A 2,455-nucleotide genomic window follows, 5' to 3' on the forward strand; every position below is an offset into this window, starting at 1 on the left:
TTTTATAACATCTATAACAGATAATAAAAAACTACGTGGAAAGACCGCATTTTGTATAAGAATATACGTTAAGTTGATGGATGTGTGGTGCGACCCCAAATAGGAGTAAATAAAAAGACATGCTGGATAAAACAGCACGTCTCTTTATTTATAAGTCCATTTTCTCCATAGCCATTCGATAGGCCCATATCGGAAATACTTACTCCATAGTGTGCTGAATATACATTGTACGATACAAATAAGAATCCCAAAGATACATAGTTGCCAGTATGTTACTTGTGAAATGTCCTGGAAGCACGCTGAGAGAATCACTAGCGTGAGTATACTTTGGCTAATATAGTTAGTTAAGGAAAATTTACCAATAGCCATAAAAGGTTGTAACCACCCTACATATTTTTCATTCTCACATATTAAAAGGAGAAAACATATGTAGAATATAGCGAGGGATTTTCCTCCAAATAGAATCCATAACTGGATATGGATAGAGTAATAGACATCTGTTTCTATAAAATAATAGATGATAGGGAGGGAGAGCAGACATGATAGGAATAGCGAACTCCACTGTAAAACTTGAATTTTCCCTCTGAGATCCGATATACGTCTAAAAATATTCTTCTTTCCAGCCCATAAACCTATTAAAAATAACCCAATATATTCCGGGATTCCTATTAGAAGTTGCTGAAACTCCTGAGTCATAAGAAAGAACAAACGAGCTTTTACTTGATGTAAATAATTCGAAAATAGATTCACTGTGTGATTAGTAGTGCTGCCTGTAAACATATATTGATAGTATTTTGGTATCTCTTCAGGAATAGAAGGGCTTGCATGTAAAAATAAAATAACATGTAGAGTATAACTAGCAAGTAAAAAACTACAACCTGTTATAAAAATAAGCTTAGTAGACCGCTTATAAAAGAACAATAGAACAAAACCTGCTATAGCATATGCATGTAAAATATCTCCATACCACAGAAAGATAAAGTGAATTACACCAAATAGTAATAGAATACATAACCTACGACTAAATAGTTTATATATGGGATACCCTTTTTTTTCTGTATTTCTCATAAAGATATAAAATCCCACGCCGAATAAGAATGCAAAAATGGTATAAAACTTTGATGATATTAGTAAATCTACTAGAAAACGAACTACTTTATCTATACCGGAGTAACCTGCTTGATTAAAGGAATCTAGTCCCGTCATAGTAGGTAGATTAGCAAATAGGATACATAGTATGGCCATACCCCTTATTATGTCTAAAGAATAAATACGGGCGTTTTGTTGCATGTAAATTCTCCTTTCTTACAAAGAAAAACGAGCACTATATTAACTAGCGCTCGAATTACGTCTCGCAAAGAATCCATCATATGTAGCAGCTGACACTGCTCCTTCAAGGCGTTCAACCTCTTCTCCTCTGTTATAGGCTATAACAACAGGAGTACCAGGAATGTCGAACTCTTGAAATGCACTTTGATTTTCTGGTGTAGAAATATCAATACGATAGATGGTTCTATCATGATTTTTTGACATACTATTGATATCCGGTGCAGCTTTTTTGCAATAATGACAGGTTGGTTGATAGTAATAGGCAATAAACTCTTCATGGGATTCTATTTTTTGCTTTAATTCTTTTTTTGAAATATCTTTTATATTTTTTGGTGCTCTTTCTGCATCTGCAGCAGATACAATTGCTTTTTCTGGTGTTACAGTTTCTGTTTTGACTGATTCATTCTTAGTTAAAGTAAAGATCGCGATACAAGCAACGCATAATGTGGTGACAATTGCTCCAATTTTGTAAACTTTTTTCATAGTAAATTCCTCCTTAAAATAAAAAAAGGACAAACCACGCCCGAGTTAACTGGGCGTAAGGTTTGTCCTTCACGCTACGTACAATAGAGTATAAACAATGGATAACAAATTTTCTACTTATATATTACCATATAATCCATATAGAATGCTATATTAATTCTTACAAGTAACACAAAGAATAAACAAAATTAATATAATTTCACGTACCAGAATAATAATAGAAAAACAAACAACATACACAAGGGGATTCTATACAGTTTATAACTATGTATTAGTTCTACCCTAGTATTAGGAGTCAAAACATATAAAAAGACACTTTAAGTAGTGTCTTTTTATATGTTGACATGCTATTTAAGAAAATGTAGTGATTAATTAGATGCTTCTCAATTAATCTTAGTATAACATCAATATAGAAGATATTAAATGAGATTTTGCATATATATATTATTAAATATATAATTCTACCTTAAATCTCAATTGCCAAAATAACCAGTCTCCTTATTTTTATATTTATACTATAATTTAACTGATAAATAGTATTAAAGAGGGTCCCACCACACATCCATCAACTTAAGGATTTAGACTATTCTTAAACTAAAAAGCACGTTACTATTCTCTTATGTTAATGAGAAAGGGTGACGTG

The 2,455-nt window shown here is 32.1% G+C and carries 2 protein-coding genes; both read right to left on the minus strand.

From position 1 onward, the window contains the following. Positions 1-144: 144 nt before the first annotated feature. Positions 145-1,290 carry a DUF418 domain-containing protein gene (locus tag MR155_RS30880; RefSeq protein WP_201038247.1) on the minus strand — a complete coding sequence of 382 codons (1,146 nt, stop codon included), beginning with the start codon at positions 1,288-1,290 and terminating at the stop codon, positions 145-147. A gap of 39 nt (positions 1,291-1,329) precedes the next feature. Next, a complete protein-coding gene (locus tag MR155_RS30885; RefSeq protein ID WP_242312084.1) occupies positions 1,330-1,812 on the minus strand; it encodes a thioredoxin family protein in 483 nt (160 codons plus the stop codon). Between the last annotated feature and the right edge of the window lie 643 nt (positions 1,813-2,455).

The organism is Bacillus cereus group sp. BfR-BA-01331, assembly GCF_022663915.1.
Lineage (GTDB): Bacteria > Bacillota > Bacilli > Bacillales > Bacillaceae_G > Bacillus_A > Bacillus_A mycoides.